At 71.4% G+C, this 16,338-nt stretch carries 16 protein-coding genes, 1 tRNA gene and 1 riboswitch; of the genes, 9 read left to right on the forward strand and 8 right to left on the reverse strand.

Features of this window, described 5'->3' with window-relative positions:
• Positions 1 to 41: 41 nt before the first annotated feature.
• The 4 genes from V6U89_RS08165 to V6U89_RS08180 are packed head-to-tail and all read right to left on the reverse strand — an operon-like array spanning position 42 to position 3,652.
• The gene (locus V6U89_RS08165) at positions 42 to 692 is read right to left on the reverse strand and encodes an aminodeoxychorismate/anthranilate synthase component II (protein ID WP_334570085.1); all 651 of its coding nucleotides are present in this window, start codon (positions 690 to 692) and stop codon (positions 42 to 44) included.
• 4 nt (positions 693 to 696) lie between these two features.
• Positions 697 to 981, reverse strand: coding sequence for a hypothetical protein (locus V6U89_RS08170; RefSeq protein WP_334570087.1), 285 nt, complete (start codon positions 979 to 981; stop codon positions 697 to 699).
• Positions 982 to 986: 5 nt separating this feature from the next.
• Positions 987 to 2,849: a class E sortase gene (locus V6U89_RS08175; RefSeq protein ID WP_334570089.1), complete on the reverse strand. Its 1,863-nt coding sequence runs from the start codon at positions 2,847 to 2,849 to the stop codon at positions 987 to 989.
• On the reverse strand, positions 2,846 to 3,652 hold the full coding sequence (locus V6U89_RS08180) for a DUF881 domain-containing protein (protein ID WP_210777637.1): 807 nt from the start codon (positions 3,650 to 3,652) through the stop codon (positions 2,846 to 2,848). The genes V6U89_RS08175 and V6U89_RS08180 overlap by 4 nt, the downstream gene beginning before the upstream one ends.
• 230 nt (positions 3,653 to 3,882) lie before the next feature.
• On the opposite strand from V6U89_RS08180, the gene V6U89_RS08185 reads away from it, so the two are divergent.
• The 6 genes from V6U89_RS08185 to V6U89_RS08210 all read left to right on the forward strand — a co-directional run bounded on the left by V6U89_RS08185 (position 3,883) and on the right by V6U89_RS08210 (position 11,622).
• Positions 3,883 to 4,146, forward strand: a complete 264-nt coding sequence (locus V6U89_RS08185) for a cell division protein CrgA (protein WP_334570093.1) — start codon at positions 3,883 to 3,885, stop codon at positions 4,144 to 4,146.
• A gap of 285 nt (positions 4,147 to 4,431) precedes the next feature.
• The gene (locus V6U89_RS08190; RefSeq protein WP_334570094.1) at positions 4,432 to 6,630 is read left to right on the forward strand and encodes a (Fe-S)-binding protein; all 2,199 of its coding nucleotides are present in this window, start codon (positions 4,432 to 4,434) and stop codon (positions 6,628 to 6,630) included.
• Positions 6,631 to 6,799: 169 nt separating this feature from the next.
• Positions 6,800 to 8,107 carry a hemolysin family protein gene (locus V6U89_RS08195; protein ID WP_334570151.1) on the forward strand — a complete coding sequence of 436 codons (1,308 nt, stop codon included), beginning with the start codon at positions 6,800 to 6,802 and terminating at the stop codon, positions 8,105 to 8,107.
• On the forward strand, positions 8,100 to 9,104 hold the full coding sequence (locus V6U89_RS08200) for a hemolysin family protein (RefSeq protein WP_334570095.1): 1,005 nt from the start codon (positions 8,100 to 8,102) through the stop codon (positions 9,102 to 9,104). Before V6U89_RS08195 ends, V6U89_RS08200 begins: the two co-directional genes overlap by 8 nt.
• A 163-nt stretch (positions 9,105 to 9,267) precedes the next feature.
• Positions 9,268 to 10,284: an NlpC/P60 family protein gene (locus V6U89_RS08205; RefSeq protein WP_442933887.1), complete on the forward strand. Its 1,017-nt coding sequence runs from the start codon at positions 9,268 to 9,270 to the stop codon at positions 10,282 to 10,284.
• A 148-nt stretch (positions 10,285 to 10,432) separates the two neighbouring features.
• A riboswitch (cyclic di-AMP (ydaO/yuaA leader) is annotated at positions 10,433 to 10,569 on the forward strand.
• 12 nt (positions 10,570 to 10,581) lie between these two features.
• Positions 10,582 to 11,622 carry a C40 family peptidase gene (locus V6U89_RS08210; RefSeq protein WP_334570099.1) on the forward strand — a complete coding sequence of 347 codons (1,041 nt, stop codon included), beginning with the start codon at positions 10,582 to 10,584 and terminating at the stop codon, positions 11,620 to 11,622.
• Positions 11,623 to 11,664: 42 nt separating this feature from the next.
• Here V6U89_RS08210 and dcd read toward each other — a convergent pair whose 3' ends face one another.
• Positions 11,665 to 12,243, reverse strand: a complete 579-nt coding sequence (gene dcd / locus V6U89_RS08215) for a dCTP deaminase (protein WP_334570100.1) — start codon at positions 12,241 to 12,243, stop codon at positions 11,665 to 11,667.
• 78 nt (positions 12,244 to 12,321) lie between these two features.
• Here dcd and V6U89_RS08220 point away from each other — a divergent pair, with 78 nt between their 5' ends.
• Entirely contained in the window at positions 12,322 to 12,888 is a 567-nt protein-coding gene (locus V6U89_RS08220; RefSeq protein WP_334570102.1) for a pyridoxamine 5'-phosphate oxidase family protein, read from the forward strand.
• Positions 12,889 to 12,953: 65 nt separating this feature from the next.
• On the opposite strand, the gene V6U89_RS08225 is transcribed toward V6U89_RS08220, so the two are convergent.
• Complete coding sequence (locus tag V6U89_RS08225; RefSeq protein ID WP_238451619.1) at positions 12,954 to 13,940, reverse strand: zinc metalloprotease; 987 nt, start codon at positions 13,938 to 13,940, stop codon at positions 12,954 to 12,956.
• Between the two features lie 237 nt (positions 13,941 to 14,177).
• Here V6U89_RS08225 and V6U89_RS08230 point away from each other — a divergent pair.
• Positions 14,178 to 14,251, forward strand: a tRNA-Gly gene (locus tag V6U89_RS08230).
• Between the two features lie 246 nt (positions 14,252 to 14,497).
• Positions 14,498 to 14,932: a VOC family protein gene (locus V6U89_RS08235; RefSeq protein WP_334570103.1), complete on the forward strand. Its 435-nt coding sequence runs from the start codon at positions 14,498 to 14,500 to the stop codon at positions 14,930 to 14,932.
• 15 nt (positions 14,933 to 14,947) lie between these two features.
• On the opposite strand, the gene V6U89_RS08240 is transcribed toward V6U89_RS08235, so the two are convergent.
• Together V6U89_RS08240 and V6U89_RS08245 are read right to left on the reverse strand one after the other, a co-directional pair.
• Entirely contained in the window at positions 14,948 to 15,316 is a 369-nt protein-coding gene (locus tag V6U89_RS08240) for a GNAT family N-acetyltransferase (protein ID WP_334570104.1), read from the reverse strand.
• A gap of 351 nt (positions 15,317 to 15,667) precedes the next feature.
• A complete protein-coding gene (locus tag V6U89_RS08245; protein WP_334570106.1) occupies positions 15,668 to 16,054 on the reverse strand; it encodes a dihydrofolate reductase family protein in 387 nt (128 codons plus the stop codon).
• Between the last annotated feature and the right edge of the window lie 284 nt (positions 16,055 to 16,338).

Raw genomic sequence — 16,338 nt, forward strand, 5'->3', positions numbered from 1 at the left:
CAGGAGGGGGACCGGGCCTTCCGGCTGGGGCCGGGATGCGCTCAGGTGTTGGCGAAGGCGGCCCGCCGCCGCGCGTCCACCTCGGCGGCCAGCTCCGGAGCGCGGTCCAGCGCCTCCGGGTGGCCGCAGGCGGCCAGCCAGTTCGCCAGCATCAGGTGGCCGCCCTCGGTCAGCACCGACTCCGGGTGGAACTGGACGCCCTCGAGCGGCAGCGTCCGGTGCCGCATCGCCATCACGACGCCGGACCCGGTCCAGCCGGTGACCTCCAGCTCGTCCGGGAGCGTCTCGGGGAGCACGGCGAGCGAGTGGTAGCGGGTGGCGGTGAACGGGTCCGGCAGCCCGGCCAGCACGCCGACCGAGTGGTGACGTACCTCCGAGGTCTTGCCGTGCAGCAGCTCGGGGGCCCGGGTCACGGTGGCGCCGAACGCCTCACCGATGGCCTGGTGGCCGAGGCAGACGCCGAAGATGGGCAGCTTGCCGGCGTACTCCTTGATCACGTCGAGGCAGATGCCGGCCCGGTCCGGGCTGCCCGGGCCGGGCGAGAGCAGCACCCCGGCCGGGTCGAGCCGGCCGACCTCGGCGACGTCGATCTCGTCGTTGCGGCGGACCTCGCAGTCGACGCCGAGCTGGCCGAGGTACTGCACCAGGTTGAAGACGAACGAGTCGTAGTTGTCGATGACCAGGACACGCATGGGCTCACTCGTCCGGGGAGGGGGGCGGGGTGTTGTTCTGGTCGGTGTCGTACGGCAGCTCGTGCTCGTCGCCGGACGGGGCGTTCTGCTCGACGCCGGGGTCGCCGGGATCGCCCGGCACGCCGGTGTCCTGGGTGACCTGTACGTCGTCGAAGGGGGTCACCAGCGGCTCGGCCCAGGGAAAGACCACGTACCAGAGCAGGGCCACGGTCGCGGCGGCGAGCAACAGCGAACCGGTGATCCTGCCGGCCAAGCCGAAGGGCAGCTTGCGCCAGATCCAGGCGTACATCGTCGTCAGCCCCCCAGCGCCGCCGGGCGGCCCTCGGACTTGGGAATGCTGGCCGCGTCGTCCAGCTCCGCGTGGATGATCAGGCGCTGGTAGTTGTCGAACTTCGGGTTGCAGGTGGTCAGGGTGAGCAGCCTCTTCGGCTTCTCGCCCGGCCCCAGCTTGATCGGCGCCGGCGCGACGACCTCCACCTGGTCGGGACGGACGATCCGACTCTTGATCACCTTGTAGACGTACCAGTCGGTCTTGGTCTCGACGACGATCGCGTCGCCGTCGTCGAGCTCGTCCAGCCGCCAGAAGGTGGCCCGGTTGCGGTGCCCGGCGACGGAGAAGTTGCCCACCTGGCCGGGCATCGCGCTCTTCGGGTAGTGGCCCGGGGCGTACCGGATGTCCTTCTGCGTGACGCCCTCCACCACGACCCAGTTCTTGTCGAGCTTGGGGATGTAGAGGCCGGCGATCGGCTTGCCCTCCACCGGGGGCTTGGGCTTGGGCGTCGGACCGGCGGACGGCGCGACGGTGGGGTCGCCGCTCGGTCCCCACTCCTGCGCCAGTTGGCTGCTCAGGTCGCCCTGGTGGGCGTCGACGATGGCCGACTTGCCCCAGATCTCGTACCCGGCGAAGAGCAGCACCACCAGACCGAAGGTGATCAGCACCTCGCCGGTGACCCGGACGCCGGAGCGCAACCGGGACGCCAGGGACGGCCGGGTCAGCTCCGAGTAGACGCTCTTGTAGCCCTCGTCGGTCTGGTGCGGGCGGAGCTGGACCACCCGCTCGCCGCGCCGGGGCTGCGGTGGCTCGGCGGGCTTGTCCTCGGCCGGGCCGTCGCGCTCGGGCACCGGAGGCACCGCGCCCATCAGCGCCGTCGAGTCCAGCGCCGGCTGGGCGGGGGCGGGGCGTCCGGTCACCGCCGGGATGATCGCCGTGGCCGACGGGTCGGCGAACCGGTCCGGTGTGCCACCGGCCCGGTAGGCGCCGGTCGGTCCGCTGTCCGGGCCGCCAGCGGTACCCCAGGCGTCCGTCCGACCGCCGGAAGCGGCCACGCCCGCGGGTCCACCCTCGGGAGCGGTCGCCCGGGGCAGTCCACCCTCCGGAGCGGTCGCCCGGGGCAGTCCACCCTCGGGAGCGGCCGCGCGGGGCAGGCCACCTTCCGGCGCGGTCGCGGGGGGCAGGCCGGGCCCGCCTGGGCCGGCCTCCGGCGCGGGTACGCCGGGACGGGCCCCGCCGGACGGGTACGGGTCCCCGGGGCCGGCGGCGGCCTGCCTGGTACGTCGGGCCTCGGGTGCGCTCGCCGGACGGTCCGTGGGACGGGCGGCGACGATCGGCAGGAAGGCGGTCGGCGCCTCGGTGCCGGGTTCCGGCCGTACCCCGGATCTGGGCTGGTGGTCGGCGGTGGCCGCCGGGGCGGGCGCGGCCGGGCGCTCCGACGGCGCGGGTGACCGGGGGATCGTCGGCGCGGCCGGCGGCACGGCGGCCGGGGTCGACGGTGGGTGAGCGGCGGGAGCGGCCGGGCGGACCGGGGCGTTGCCGGGCCACGCGGGCGGCGCGGGGCGGGGCGGGCCGTCGGTCGGGCGGGCCGGCGCCGCGGCACCGGAGAACGGGTGGGCCGCCGCGCGCTCGGGTGTCGGGTCGACGGGCGGCCGGGCGCGCCCCGGATCGGCGGGCGCGTGATCGGTCGTCGGGTCGGTGGGGGCCGATCGGGGCGCCGGGCCGGGCGGGGTCGGAGGCCGGTTCGCGGACGAGCGCGGCGGCAGCACCGGGTCGGGCCAGCTGTTGCGGCGGGACGGCGGGGTCGAGCCGTCGACCGTGGGGATGACCGCGGTCTCCTCGTCGCTCCGGTCGCGGTGGCGCGGGTCCCTGCCGTCGGGACTCATCGGGGCACCGTCGCCGATCGCAGCGCGGTGGAGTCCTCGAAGGCCGGCACGGTCACCGAGGAGACGGTCTCCTTGTAGCCCAGCTGGTAGTGCTCGACCGCCTGCTTGAACAACCCGACTCCCTCAGAGCCGGCGAGGGCCTGCTGGAGGGCAGCGGGATCGCCGATTGCTACGATCTTGAACGGTGGGGAGTACACCCGGCCGTGCAGCAGCAGGGTGTTACCCACGCAGCGTACCGCGCTGGTGGACAGCACGCGGACGTTCATGATTGACATGGCCTCCGCGCCGCCGGCCCAGAGCGCGTTCACCACCGCCTGCACATCGCCCTGGTGGACGACCAGGTCGTCGTTGGTCGCGTCCTTGGGCAGGGTCTGCTCGTTGCGGCGGGGCGCGTCGTTCAGCTCGACGGTCACGCCCGGCCCGGACAGCGCGGTGAACCCGGCGGCCTCCAGGCTGCGGCCGGCCCGGTCGCGCTGCTCCTTCACCGGTCCGTCGGTGTCGGCCAGCGCGGCGGTCTGGCTCTCGACCTCGGCGCGCAGCCGGGCGGCCCGCAACTCGCTGGCCGCCACCTGCTCGCGCCGGTCCTCGATCAACTGGGTCAGCTGGGGTCGCCGGTCCTCCCGCAGGGCGGTGCCGCCGGCGGTGGTGGCGGTGGTGGTGAAGAGCAGTCCGGCTGCGGCGGCGATCAGCGGCACCCCGATCGACCAGCCCGGTCGCCGCTGCCGCGGACGCCGTGGCAGGAGCGCGGCGACCGCGCGCCGCATGGCCTTCTGCCAGGACGCCGCGCCGGATGTGTACTCCACCGAGCGTTCCCTCCGCCTCGTCTGGTTGGTGCCCGCCACGACGCCGACGGGCGCGGGTGCGCCGGGGCGTTTCCCTCTTTCCGGTCACTCCGCGCACCGGCCTGACCCCATTCGTGGCTTGGGCGGGCCGTCCGGACTACGCTAGCTGTCGAACATTATTGGCCATGGACCGTCGCCCCCGCGCCCGGTTGTCAGGCCGGACGAGGTCGTCACCCCCTCTGGAGAGCGTCGTGCCCAAGTCTCAGGTCCGCAAGAAGAAGGTGTACACGCCGCCGACGGACGTGCGTCCGACGAGCACGGCGGCGACGCGCAAGCCTAGCCCGGTGTGGCTGCCGGCTACCGCGGTCGCGCTGATCGTCGGTGGCATCGGCTGGCTGGTGGTCTACTACCTCTCCGAGCAGGAGTACCCGGTCGCCACCTGGGGCTACTGGAACCTGGCCGTCGGCTTCGGCGCGATGGTCGGCTCGCTGATCCTGCTCTCCCGCTGGCGCTGACCCCGCCCTCTGTCGAGGCGGTGCCACGTCACCTTCGCGGAACCCTGCCCGGCGCTCCGGCGCCGGGCACCCTATGGTGTGCGCAGGGCGGCGTGGCCGGGTGCGAGAAGACTCACGTTACCGCTGGGTAACCTTGCGCGTAGGCTGCACTGCATGACCGAGCGGAGCGAGGTCATCGACCGGCCCGGTCGATCAGGTGGCAGCGGCGCGACGCCGGTGACGCCCTGACACCGGCCTCCCGGTCGCCGAGCCGCTCGACAGGCAGCAGACCGGGAGGCCAACTCGATGGGCAGCGTCCAGATCGTCACCACGATCCTCGCGGCCGCCATCACCGCCGTGGCGGTGTGGCTTGCGGTGCGCGCGGTCATGAAGATGACGGCCGTCATCCGGCTCGGGCAACCCGCCCCGGAGCGGTTCACCGACAAGGGCGCCCGCACCAGGACCATGCTGGTGGAGACCGCCGGTCACACCCGCATGCTGAAGTGGAGCGTGGTGGGCGCCGCGCACTGGTTCGTGATGGTCGGCTTCATCGTGCTGTCGCTGCTTGTGCTCGAGGCGTACTTCGAGGTGGTCACCCCGACCGGCGGGCTGCCGGTCATCGGGCACTGGACGGTTTTCGGCCTGGCCACCGAGGTCATCGGCGTGCTGGGCCTGGTCGGCATCCTGGTGCTGATGGCGATCCGGCTGCGCAACCGCCCCACCCGGCCGGGCGGGCGCTCCCGCTTCACCGGCTCCACGATGTGGCAGGGCTACTTCGTCGAGTGGATCGTGCTGCTGGTCCTGATCTTCGGGTTCCTGATCCGGGGCTTCAAGGTCGCCACCGACCACTTCGAGTACCCGGTCTGGGCCACCCCGGTCAGCCACGCGGTCGGGGCGGTGCTGCCCGACTGGAACGACGGCGCCAGCGTCGCCGCGCTCATCAAGATCGCTATCTCGATGACCTGGCTGATCGTCATCTCGCTGAACGTGACCATGGGTGTCGCCTGGCACCGCTTCCTGGCGTTCCCCAACATCTTCTTCAAGCGGGAGCCGGCCAAGCCCGCCGGCTCCGGCCTCGGCGCGCTGCGGCCGATGATGAGCGAGGGCAAGCCGCTCGACTTCGAGGAGGCCGACCCGGAGAAGGACCAGTTCGGCGTCGCCCAGGTCGAGCAGTTCACCTGGAAGGGCCTGCTGGACTTCAGCACCTGCACCGAGTGCGGCCGCTGCCAGTCGCAGTGCCCCGCCTGGAACACCGGCAAGCCGCTGTCGCCGAAGCTGCTCGTGCTCAGCCTGCGCGACCACGCGTACGCCAAGGCGCCGTACCTGCTGGCCGGCGGCGGCAAGGACCTCACCGGCGAGGAGAAGGCCACCGCCGCGCAGCTCGCCCACGTCGACGTGCTGGCGCTGGCCGAGGCCGACAAGCCGCTGATCGGCACCGCCGAGGAGGGCGGCGTCATCGACCCCGACGTGCTCTGGTCGTGCACCACCTGCGGCGCCTGCGTCGAGCAGTGCCCGGTCGACATCGAGCACGTCGACCACATCGTCGACATGCGGCGCTACCAGGTGCTGATCGAGTCGAGCTTCCCGTCCGAGGCCGGCGTCATGCTCCGCAACCTGGAGAACAAGGGCAACCCGTGGGGCGCCCCGCAGAACACCCGCGAGGACTGGACCAAGGGCCTCGACTTCGAGGTGCCGCGGGTCGGCGAGGTGGACGACTTCGAGTACCTGTTCTGGGTCGGCTGCGCCGGCGCGTTCGAGGACCGGGCCAAGAAGACCACCCGCGCGGTCGCCACGCTGCTCAACGAGGCCGGCGTCTCCTTCGCCATCCTCGGCGAGGGCGAGACCTGCTCCGGTGACCCGGCCCGCCGGATCGGCAACGAGTTCGTCTTCCAGATGCTCGCCCAGCAGAACGTCGAGACCCTGAACGAGGCGTTCGAGGGCCGGGAGAAGGCCAAGCGCAAGATCGTGGCCACCTGCCCGCACTGCTTCAACACGCTGGGCAACGAGTACGGCCAGCTCGGCGGCGAGTTCGAGGTCGTGCACCACACCCAGCTCCTGGCGCACCTGGTCTCGACCGGCAAGCTGACCCCGGTGCAGCCGGTGGACGGCGGGGTCACCTACCACGACCCCTGCTACCTGGGCCGGCACAACCGGGTCTTCGCCGCGCCGCGTGAGGTGCTGGGCGACGCGATCGCCGGCGAGCTCACCGAGATGCCGCGCAACAGCGAGCGCTCCTTCTGCTGCGGTGCCGGCGGCGCCCGGATGTGGATGGAAGAGAAGATCGGCAAGCGGATCAACGTGGACCGGGTCGAGGAAGCCATGGCCACCGGGGCTCGCACGGTCGCCGTCGGCTGCCCGTTCTGCTCGACGATGCTCAACGACGGGGTCAACGGCAAGGGCGCCGGCGAGCAGGTCGAGGTCATCGACGTGGCCAGCGTGCTGCTCCGCTCGGTCAAGCCCGAGCAGACCCAGGGCGACAAGGAGACCGAGCCGGTCGCCGGCTGAGGCGTAACCCGGACCACCGGACACCCGACGGCGGTGGCACCCACGCGGTGCCACCGCCGTCGTCGTGCGCAGGAGACGCGGGCCACCAGGGCCGCCTCGGGTGAAGTCGTGCGCCGCGAGCGGCCATGGAACAATCGCGCTCATCGACGGCCTGTTGCTCGGCACGCTGTTGCCCCTGGTCGGCTTCGTCCTGCTGACCGCCGGCAACGCGTTCTTCGTCGCGGCCGAATTCGCCCTGGTCACCGTCGACCGGGCGGAGATCGACCGGCGCGCCGACGCCGGGGACGGCGCGGCGGCGACGGTACGCCGGGCGCTGCGGGCACTCTCCTTCCAGCTCTCCGGAGCGCAGCTCGGCATCACGCTCACCGCGCTGCTCACCGGCTACCTCGCCGAGCCGGCGCTGGCCCGGCTCTTCGCCCCGGTGCTGCGGCCGGTGGGCGGGGCGGAACGGTTCGGCCCGTTGCTCGCCCTGGCGCTGGCCACCCTGCTCTCGATGCTCTTCGGCGAGCTGGTGCCGAAGAACCTCGCGCTGGCCCGGCCGATGCCCGCCGCCCTGGCCACGGCCGGCCCGATGCACCGCTTCTCGCGGACCTTCGGCTGGCTGATCCGGGCGTTGAACGGGTCGGCGAACCGGCTGGTCCGGGCGCTGGGCGTGGAGCCGCAGGAGGAGCTGGCCAGCGCCCGCTCCCCGGAGGAGCTGGGGCTGCTGGCGGCCATCTCGGCCCGGGCCGGCGCGCTGCCGCCGGACATCGCCATGCTGCTGCGCCGCACCATCCGCTTCGGCGACAAGCGCGCCGCCGAGGCGATGACCCCCCGGGTCGACGTGGTCGCGTTGCGGGCCACCGCCACCGTGGCCGAGCTGCTGGAGGCGTCCCGGCAGACCGGACGGACCCGCTTCCCGGTGTACGAGGAGACCCTCGACCTGGTCACCGGCGTCGCCGGCGTACCGGACGCGCTCGGGGTGCCGCTGGCCCGCCGCGACTCCACCACCGTGGCGGCGGTCGCCCGCGAACCGGTGTACGTGCCGGAGAGCCTGGACCTCGACGGCGTGCTGGCCGCGCTGAAGGACGCCGGCGCCGACCTGGCCATCGTGGTCGACGAGTACGGCGGCACCGACGGCGTGGTCACCATCGAGGACCTGGTCGAGGAGCTGGTCGGCGAGATCGCCGACGAGTTCGACCCGGACGCGGTGGACGACGCCGGCGCGGCCGAGCTGACCGTCCCCGGCGGCGAACGGACCGTCCTGCTCGACGGGGTGCTCCGCGAGGACGAGCTGGCCGAGCAGACCGGCTTCCGGCTGCCCGAGGGCCCGTACGAGACGCTGGCCGGGTTCCTGATGGCGCGGCTGGGCCACATCCCGGTGCCCGGCGAGACCGTCGAGGAGTCCGGGTACGAGTTCACCGTGGTCGAGGTGGAGCGGCACCGGATCGAGCAGGTCCGCGTCGTGCGCCCGGAGGAGCCGGACGGCGATGACTGAGCTGCTGGTCGCCCTGGCGTTGCTGCTCGGCAACGCGTTCTTCGTGGGCAGCGAGTTCGCGCTGATCGCGTCCCGCCGTACCGTGGTCGAACCGCTCGCGGCGACCTCCCGGCGGGCCCGCTGGGCGCTGTCGGCGATGAACCAGATCCCGCTGATGATCGCCGGGGCGCAGCTCGGCATCACGGTCTGCTCGCTGGGGCTCGGGGCGATCGCCGAGCCCGCCCTGGCCCATCTGATCGAACCGGCGTTCCACGCGCTGGGGCTGCCGGCCTCGGCGGTCCACCCGCTGTCGTTCCTGATCGCCCTCGCGGTGGTGGTCTTCCTGCACACCGTGGTCGGCGAGATGGTGCCGAAGAACATCACCCTGGCCGGGCCGGAGCCGTCCGCGCTCTGGCTCGGGCCGGCCATGCTGGCGTTCTGCGTGGCGACCAAGCCGCTGCTGGTCGCGATGAAGTGGGCGGCCCGCCAGGTGCTGTGGCTGTGGCGGGTGGAGGCGACCGAGGCGGTGAAGACGGTGTTCACCGCCGAGGAACTCGCCGGGCTGGTGTCCCAGGCGCGCACCGAGGGTCTGCTGGACGCGGAGGAGCACGCCCGCATCACCGGGGCGCTGGCCCTGCACCGGCGGACCGCCGCGGACGCCCTGCAACCGTGGTCGACCGTGACCACGGTGGCCGAGGACGTCTCACCGGCGTCGCTGGAGGTGCTGGCCACCCGGACCGGCCGGTCCCGCTTCCCGGTGGTGCAGCGGTCGACCCGCCGGGTGCTCGGCTTCGTGCACGTCAAGGACGTCCTCGGGTACGCCGGGGCGTCCCGCCGGGCCCCGGTGCCCGCCGACGTCTACCGGCCGCTGGCGGTGGTGCCGCCGGACCGTACGCTGGCCGACCTGCTGCTGGCGATGCGGCGCGAGCGGCGGCACATGGTGCTGGTCAGCGACGGCCGCCGGCCCCTCGGCGTGGTGACATTGGACGACGTATTGACAGCGGTCGTTGGAAAATGAGCGAACACCCTTTGTGTGCAACTGGTTGCGCAGGCGTGATGCTGCAATGAGCCACCTTGAATTCGTACGGACGGTTCCCTAATGTGGGGCACCGACCGCTGTGGGTCGTCTGCCTCCGTCTTCCCCTCAGCGAGGCGCCCGGCGGTCGGTCGCTAAGGAGTCGGTGCCGGTGGCAACCATGCCCCCTCATCGTCACGCCCAGGGTCGTCCGCCCACTCACCCCGCCGGCCTGCGCCGGGTCGCCCGCCGTCTGCTCACATTGGTCGCCGCCGTGGTCGTCGGCGCCGGGATGTTCGCCGTGCCGGCGCACGCCGCGCCCACGCCGGAGGAGATCGAGGCGGCGATCGACAAGCAGTGGGAACAGCTCGAGCCGACCATCGAGCAGTACAACAAGGTCCGCGCGCACCTCAAGGTCAACCGCAAGAAGTCGGCGGAGCTGGAGAAGAAGATCCAGCCGCTGGCCCTGCAGACCGAGCTGGCGATGAACCGGGTGGGCGACCTCGCCTCCCGGTACTACATGACGGGCCCCTCGCAGGACATCGGCGCGCTGCTGGTCAGCGCCAAGCCGGGCACCCTGACCGAGCAGCTGACCATCCTCGACCGCCTCGCCGCGCAGGAGCGCAAGGAGCTCCAGGTCGTCATCGACGCCCGGCAGAAGTACGACGGCGAGAAGCAGAAGCTCGATGCGCTGATCGCCGCGGAGGTCAAGCAGGAGAAGGAGCTGGCCGCCAAGAAGGCGCAGATCAACTCCGAGATCAAGCGGCTCCAGGCGTCGATGCCGAAGACCGTCGTCAAGGTGGCCGGCTGCCCGACCGTCAAGGGCGTGGTGAGTTCCGCCGCGCAGACCGCCATCCGGGTGGCCTGCCAGCAGGTAGGCGACCCGTACGTCTGGGGTGCCGACGGGCCGGACTCGTTCGACTGCTCCGGCCTCACCCAGTACGCCTACAAGGCCGCCGGCATCTACCTGACCCACCACACCGGCGCCCAGTGGAACGAGGGCAAGGCCATCCCGCGCTCCGAGGCGCGCCCCGGTGATCTGGTCTTCTTCTACAGCGACCTGCACCATGTGGGTCTCTATCTGGGCAGTGGGCTGATGGTCCACGCGCCACGGACCGGCAAACCGGTCCAGGTCACCAGCGTCGACTACATGCCGGTCGCCGGCTTCCGGCGACCGAACTGACCCGAGCTCGCCGCGAACCCCCGGTCGACCGACCGGGGGTTCCGCGTATCCGGGACCCGGCACGGCATGGCGGGTTGCGGATCGATAACGGTCCTCTCTACTCTGGTCCTTCGTCGGCCGCGACAGGTCCGTCCAACCCGGGCGGCAGTGGCCGGCACCGCCGAGTCGCCCGCGGGCGAGCCGGGGACCCAGGTAAGCCGGGGTGAATCCGCAGCCACTGCGGTAGGGCGCTCCCTTCCCGCCCGAACCCGTCAGCTAACCCGGTAGGCGGTCGCGGAAGAAGGAGCCCGGAGCCCGGTGGCACACCATGCCCCGCGGCCACCGTCGTACGGGTCGACCCAGGTCGCCCGGCTGACGGCTGCGCCGCGCCCACGCTGGTCCCGCTTCACCACCGTCCTTGCCGCCCTCGCCGGTGCCGCCGTCGTACTGACCGGCGCTGCCACGGCGGCCCACGCCGAACCCTCGGTCGCCGAGATCGAGCGGCAGATCGACCAGGACTGGAACAGGCTCGAACCGATCATCGAGCAGCACAACGCCACCCGTCAGGACCTGGCCGCCAAGCGCCGGCAGGCCGACGCGCTGGCCAAGCGCATCGATCCGCTGCAACTCCAGGTCGACCTCGCGATGAACCAGGTCACCGGGCTCGCCGCCGAGGCGTACAAGGGGGAGAACGTCTCCGCCGTCAACGCCCTGTTCGGCAGCAGCTCCCCCGCCGAACTGGTCGACCAGCTCGAAATGCTCGACCGGTTCGCCCAGCGCCAGCAGCGCGACGTGCGGACCGTCAAGGAGCTGCGGGACAAGCTGGCCGCGGAGAAGGCGCCGCTGGACGAGATGGTCGCTCAGCTGACCCGTACCGAGGCCCAGCTCGCCGCGAAGAAGAAGCAGATCAACGCCGAGATCGATCGGCTGCAGAAACTGCGGCTCAAGGTGTACGGCAACGGTGGCGGGGGTGCGCTGCGCCCGGCCCCGTGCCCGGCCGGCTATCCCGGCGGCCCGGCCGGCACGGCCGTCAAGTTCGCCTGCGCGCAGATCGGCAAGCCGTACGTCTGGGGTGCCGAGGGTCCCAACTCGTACGACTGCTCCGGGCTGATGCTCGCGGCGTGGGCGAAGGCCGGTGTCTCGCTGCCGCACAACGCCCGCCAGCAGCGCCAGGTGACCGCCCGGGTGAGCCGGGCCGACCTGCGCCCGGGCGACCTGGTCTTCTACTACGCCGACCTGCACCACGTCGGCATGTACGTCGGCGGCGGCTGGGTGGTGCACGCCTCCCAGGCGGGCCAGCCAATCAAGATGAAGCGGGTCGACGACGGGCCGGTCAACAGCTACGGCCGGCCGGACTGAGTGCGCGCCGGGCTCCCGGGGTGCCGGGGGCCCGGCCCGGCGTCAGCGGGTGGGCCAGGTGCGCCAGTTCTGCCAGGAACGGCTCGGGGTCGGCCCGCGCTGGCCCTGGTAGCGCGACCCGTAGACGGCGGAGCCGTACGGGTGCTCGGCCGGGGACGAGAGCCGGAAGATGCAGAGCTGGCCGATCTTCATCCCGGGCCAGAGCGTGATCGGCAGGTTCGCCACGTTCGACAGCTCCAGCGTCACGTGCCCGGAGAAGCCCGGGTCGATGAAGCCGGCGGTCGAGTGGGTGAGCAGGCCGAGCCGGCCCAGGCTGGACTTGCCCTCCAGTCGGCCGGCGAGCTGGTCGCCCAGCGAGATGACCTCCAGCGTGGAGGCGAGCACGAACTCGCCAGGGTGCAGCACGAACGGCTCGCCCTCCGGCACCTCGACCATCGAGGTGAGCTCGTCCTGCTGCATGGCCGGGTCGATGTGCGTGTACAGGTGGTTGTTGAAGACGCGGAAGAGCTTGTCGAGCCGCACGTCGATGCTGGACGGCTGTACCAGCGTGGGCTCGAAGGGCTCCAGCGCGAGCGTGCCCGCCTTGATCTCGGAGACCAGGTCGCGGTCGGAGAGCAGCATCGGCACACCATATCGAGCGGACCGGGTGACCTGCGTGTCGGACTACGCGTTCGTACACATGTTCGATAGGATGTCCGTATGGCTTCCTGGTCCGAATTCGCCGCTGACGAGCCCCGACTCGCCGACGGGATCCGCCTTCTCATGCAGCAGTACGGGCCGGGCTTCGGCTACCTGGCCACCGTTCGCGCCGACGGTGGGCCCCGGGTGCACCCGGTCTGCCCCGTGATCACCGACGAGGGGCTGTTCTGCTTCGTCGTCGACTCGCCCAAGCGGCGCGACCTCGAACGCGACGGGCGATACGCGTTGCACTCGTTCCCGCCGGAGGAGACCGACGACGAGGCGTACGTCGCCGGTCGCGCGCAACCGGTCACCGACCCGGCCCGGGTCGCCCGGGTGGCTCGCCTCGGCCGGGCGGCGCCGCAGGTCGACTGGCGACTCTTCGAGTTCAGCGTCGACGTGGCGATGCTGACCCGCCGCGACCAGGGCGGGCTCGGCCAGCCCGGCGAGGGCCACGGGTCCTCCGCCGTCCAGGTCTGGCTCGATCCGGTCGCCGCCCGCCGCAGCGGCGACGCCACCGGCGTACCCGATCGGCGGCCGGCCCGCCGCGGCCGCCACGGTTTCGACACCCGCCGCCCCGCCGCCTGACCGCCGAGACGCCGATGCCGGCCCCGTCGGAGCGACGGAGCCGGCATCGGCGTCTGCTGGGGGTGTTACGCCGCGCGGTACGCGTTCCACGCGGTCAGCATGCGGCTCGCCTGACCAGGGGTGAACTGGTACATGCACGAGTCGTACGTGTAGTCCATGAAGTTGGTGATCGGGTCCAGGCCGGCCGTGGTGCAGGTGTCCCGCCCGGTCGGGCACTGGAACGCCGGCGAGGCCTCGGCCGGGGTGTCGCTGACGCTGTCACCCGAGCCGGAGCATCCACCCTGGAAGGTGTGGTAGAGGTTCAGCCAGTGGCCGACCTCGTGGGTGCCGGTGTCGCCCTGGTTGTAGTTGGCGGCGGTACCGCCCGGCAGCGACTCGCTCAGCACGACCACGCCGTCCATGCTGTTCAGCTTCCGCTGCGGGAAGGTCGCCCAGCCGAGCAGGTCGTCGCTCAGCTCGCCCAGGTAGATGTTGAGCGTGTTCTTGCCGCCCTCGCGCAGGGAGGTCTTCATCGACCGCTCGGCCGACGAGCCCTGCACGATCGGGTACCACGCCGGGTTGGTCACCCGGTTGATCTTCGTCAGCTGGAAGCCGAAGGCCGTGGCCGCGCCGCCGGTGGCACCGGCGTAGGCCTGGTTCAGCACGCTGATCTGCGAGGTGATCATCGAGTCCGGGATGTTGCCGCCGGCCCGGGTGCTGTCGCGCTGGATCACGTGCACGACGACCGGGATGGTGACGCTGGCCAGCGGAGCGGCGGCCTGGGCGCCGGCCCGGAAGCTCGCCCGCTCGCGCAGCGCGGTGGCCAGGTCGGCCTCGCGCTCGCGGACCTGCTTGGCGGTCAGCTCGTTGGGTTCGTGCTTGGCGATCCCGCCCTTCTTGATCCGAGCGTCCGAGTGGACGTCGGCGGGCTCGGCGCAGGCCTCGCTCGGGGCGGCCGAGAAGGCGGAAGCAGCGGGGACGACGCCTACCGCGGCGGTGCTGAGCAGCAGCGCGAGGGTCGTCGACGCGACACCGGCGGCACGCCGGGTCAGCAGGTTGGGACGGAGTCCCATGGGCCCACCTCTTTCTGGCGGCGTGACAGGGGGTATGTCACACCGTGGTCGAGAACGTGGGGGTGACGTTACAACCGATCGACAGATTTGAGAACGGTCATATGTTGCCGCTGTGAAACTTTTAGCTCTACGTGAATGCGTTGAGTCCAAGATCGGTCACGGTGGCGGGGGCGCCGGCGTGCCCGGGGGGTACCTGGGTGCACGGCGGCGGTCACCTCAGGTACAGTGGTGCCGCCTGCGGGTGTAGTTCAATGGCAGAACATCAGCTTCCCAAGCTGACAGTGCGGGTTCGATTCCCGTCACCCGCTCCAACGTAAGGCCCCAGCTCAGGACCGGTTCCTGGCTGGGGCCTCAGTCGTCGCTATCGCTTCCTGCGCTTGTCGTGCCCGCTACGCGCCCGATCCTGGCTCTGCTTGATCTGGGAGCTGAGCGCGTCGGCGATGTGCTCGTCTCGCTCGCGGGCGGTGTGTTGGTAGATCATCGGGTGCACGGATCCCCCTCATTGCCAGGGGTGGGCCCGTGGAGACGACGAAAGACCCCGCCTCTATGGTGGCCCGATGGCGTCGGTCAGGCAGATCCAAGTCACTTTCGACTGCGCAGAACCTGAGCGTGTCGCTCGTTTCTGGTGCGAGGTGTTGGGGTACGTCGTACCGCCACCACCGGAGGGGTTTGCTACCTGGGACGACTTCGATCGCGCGCTGCCGCCGGAGCATCAGGGCGCAGCGTTCGCCTGCATCGATCCCTCAGGGGTGGGCCCGCGACTGTTCTTCCAGCGCGTTCCCGAGGGCAAGGTCGTCAAGAATCGGCTGCACCTTGACGTGCGGGTCGGCACCGGGCTCGTGGGTGAAGAGCGGTTGGCCGCACTTGAGGCCGAATGCGCACGACTGGTCGCGCTCGGCGCGGTACGCGTGCGACTACTGCCTGCCGATGGCGACAACGAGTCGTGCCTCGTGATGCAGGACGTCGAGGGCAACGAGTTCTGTCTCGACTGAGTGGCCGCGGTCGGGCTACCGCGTCTGAGCCGGTCGCGAAGGGGTGTCGAGGAGTACCTCGTACAGGTACAGGTCACCGTTGGTGCCTGTGTGGCGGAACCCGGCACGTTCGAGGGTCCGCTGGGAAGCGATGTTGTCCTCGGTGGTGTCGGCGACAACTCGGGACAGCCCGTGATCGGCCGCGACGTTCAGCAGGGCGACGAGTGCCTCCACTGCATAGCCGTGACCACGGGCTGATGGGGCAAGGCCGTAGCCGACCTCGACACATCCGCCGTCCGGCTGACCCTTGAAACCGATTCCACCGATGGCCTTCCCGTCGGCGGTCCGGGTGATCCGGTAGTGCCCGAAAGGGCGCTGGTCCCCGTTGGCGGCCGTAGCCGTCAAAAAGGCCGTGACGCCGATGACGTCGCCGTCGAAAGGAAATCCTCAGCAACCCTCGACACTCCGCACAAGCCGATTACGCCACCTGGGAGAAGGCCGATCGCGGGAACCCCTTGGGACACGCCCACATGCCGCGTTCCGCGCGCCCGCTGCCGTACATCAGCTGACGGACGCGCGTTGCGGTGCGTGGGGCCCGTAACGCCGGCCAGCGGCACGCCGTCCAGACCCGCAGCTCGAAGTGCTCGAACCGGTCATCCGTCGGGCGGTAGCCACACGGCAAGGGCGTCGGAGTCGGTCAGCGCAGCGAATATCCGGTCCGGGGAGGCGCTGATGACACGGTGGTGTCAGTCCGACTCATCGCGGGCGCGGCCGTAAGCGCTCGAAGATCACGCGCGAGCCGAACGTCCTGGTCTCGACCAGGTCCAGCCGAACGTCTTCGGTGACCGGCGGCAGGAAGGGCGTGCCGCCACCGACGACGACCGGGTAGCGGAACATCCGCAGCTCGTCGACGAGGCCGAGGCTGATCGCCGCCGCAGCCAGGCCGGCGCCGCCGATCGAGACGTCCCTGTCAGTCACGTCGAGCGCCGCAGCGACCTCCTCGGCCACCGACGCCACGGCGAGCCGGGCATTGCCCTGAACGCTGTGGAGGATGCGGCTGAAGACGACCTTCGGGAGAGCGCACCAGACGTCGGCGAACGCGGCCCGAGCTCGGTGTCGCGCATCGACGGATCCGTCTCCCACACCAGCATGGTCTCGTAAAGCCTGCGACCCAACAGATTGCCGCCGAGCTCGCGTACCTGCGCGAGGTGGAAACGAAACAGCTCCTCGCTAGGGGCCGTCCACCCGAACCCGCCCTCGCGCGCGAGACCGCGGCGATCGTCGCCGAACTGCCGCCCCAGCAGCGGGGCGCACGGGGCACCCGGGCCGGGCGGCGAAGGCCGGTCCGGCGGAGCTGTTGCTTTGCGGGAGTTGTTCGGTGCGTGCGGAATGGTGGGTTGTTCGCGGTAATCATCGGACCGGTGGCG

Source organism: Micromonospora sp. CPCC 206171, assembly GCF_036906755.1.
Classification (GTDB): Bacteria; Actinomycetota; Actinomycetes; order Mycobacteriales; family Micromonosporaceae; genus Micromonospora; species Micromonospora purpureochromogenes.